Genomic DNA, 1,564 nt, shown 5'->3' with positions numbered 1-1,564 from the left:
CAGGGACTCGACGGCCGTGAGCCCGCGAACTCGCACCACACGATCTTCCCCGGGTCCCGCTCCCCGACCCCCCACTTGTCCGCCAGCTCCGACACCAGCAGCAGCCCGCGCCCGCCCTCGCCCGGCTCCCGCACGTCGGCCTGCGGCACGGCCGGTACGCCGTCCCCGCTGTCGTGCACCTCGACCCGCACCCCGCCGTCGTACGGCAGCGGCAACAGCCTCAGCAGGAAGCCCCTGCCCTGTGGTACGCCGTGCACGAGGGCGTTGGTGGCGAGTTCGCTGACGCACAGCACGACGTCGTACGCCCGTTCCCGCACGCCCCAGTCGGCGAGCGCCTCCCGCGCGAACGAGCGGGCGGCGGGGACGGAGTCGCGTTCGCGACGGTAGAAGCGTTCGCGTGGGGACGGGTGGGGGATTTCTACGTTCACATGGAAAGTGTCACGCTGCGTGGCCATGATGAAACAGTGCGTGTATCAGTACAGCCGGTTTGCACGGGTGCACGACGGTGAACGTACGCACGCGGATGGGGAGTTTGGACCGCATGAGCACCAGGACACGGTCACGGACGCGGAGAAACGCGTCGGCCATGAGGATGGTGGGCGCGCTGCTCGCCCTCTACCGCCAGGCGGCCGGGTACACACAGAAGTCACTGGGCGACCGGTTCGTCGTCGGTGAGCAGCAGATCGCTTCGATCGAGCAGGGCAGACGGCCGCTGAAGCCGGACCTGGCGGAGCAGCTCGACCAACTCCTCGATACAAAGGGGGCGTTGGCGGCGGCGTTGGAGTACATGCCGGAGGTGGATCTGGTTCCGCTGTGGGCGGAGGAGTTCCTGGATCGGGAGCGGGAGGCGATCGCGATCTCGTCGTACCAGAACCAGGTGCTGCCCGGTCTGCTCCAGACGGATGCGTACGCGGAGGCGGTGTTCCGCAGCCGCGTCCCGGTCTACAACGAGGACGCCATCGCGCAGTTGGTGGCGAAACGCATCGAACGCCAGGCGATCCTGCACCGCAAGGAGCCGCCGATCACGTCGTTCGTGATCTGGGAGCCAGCACTGCGGGCCCCGCTCGGTGGGCGAGAAGTGTGGGCCGAGCAGTTGCGGCACCTGCGCGCGTGCTCCGAACTCCCGGGCCTCATGCTCCAGGCCCTGCCGCTGGACCGCACCACCCACGCGGGACTCGCCGGTCCCTTCGTCCTGCTGGAGACACCCGAACACCAGCGGCTCGCCTACACGGAGGGCCATCGCGGCAGCCATCTCATCGCTGACCCGAACGAGGTCGCGACCCTCAACCAGAAGTATGCAATGCTGCGATCACAGGCCCTCACCCCCGAGGACACCAGTGATCTGCTGGACCGTCTGCTAGGAGAGCAATGAGCGGCACCGCACTTCGGTGGTTCAAGTCGAGCTACAGCAGCGACGAGGGGGGCGACTGTGTCGAAGTCGCCTACGACTGGCGCAAGTCCAGCTACAGCGGCGACGAAGGCGGCGACTGCGTGGAGGTCGCCGCCCGCCCCACCACCATCCACATCCGCGACTCCAAGACCCCCACCACCCCCCACCTCACCG

Annotated in this window: 3 protein-coding genes; 2 read left to right on the top strand and 1 reads right to left on the bottom strand. The window is 68.2% G+C overall.

Going from position 1 to position 1,564, the window contains the following annotated elements; genetic code table 11:
• On the bottom strand, positions 1-455 hold a 455-nt coding region (locus FPZ41_RS46430; protein ID WP_152870909.1), incomplete at its 3' end, for an ATP-binding protein.
• A gap of 131 nt (positions 456-586) precedes the next feature.
• On the opposite strand from FPZ41_RS46430, the gene FPZ41_RS46425 reads away from it, so the two are divergent.
• On the top strand, positions 587-1,372 hold the full coding sequence (locus FPZ41_RS46425; protein ID WP_228023473.1) for a helix-turn-helix domain-containing protein: 786 nt from the start codon (positions 587-589) through the stop codon (positions 1,370-1,372).
• Positions 1,369-1,564, top strand: a 196-nt coding sequence (locus tag FPZ41_RS46420; RefSeq protein WP_152870905.1) for a DUF397 domain-containing protein, incomplete at its 3' end; no start/stop codon positions are given. The genes FPZ41_RS46425 and FPZ41_RS46420, both read left to right, overlap by 4 nt.

It is taken from the genome of Streptomyces acidicola (assembly GCF_009377235.1).
Lineage (GTDB): Bacteria > Actinomycetota > Actinomycetes > Streptomycetales > Streptomycetaceae > Streptomyces > Streptomyces acidicola.
The sequence above is the reverse complement of the archived record's forward strand: the minus strand, read 5'-3'. Positions and strand labels throughout refer to the sequence as shown.

Bases quoted from the DNA above. Each gene is read 5' to 3' on its own strand.
- FPZ41_RS46425 (WP_228023473.1), top strand. From the start codon at position 587: ATGAGGATGGTGGGCGCGCTGCTCGCCCTCTACCGCCAGGCGGCCGGG.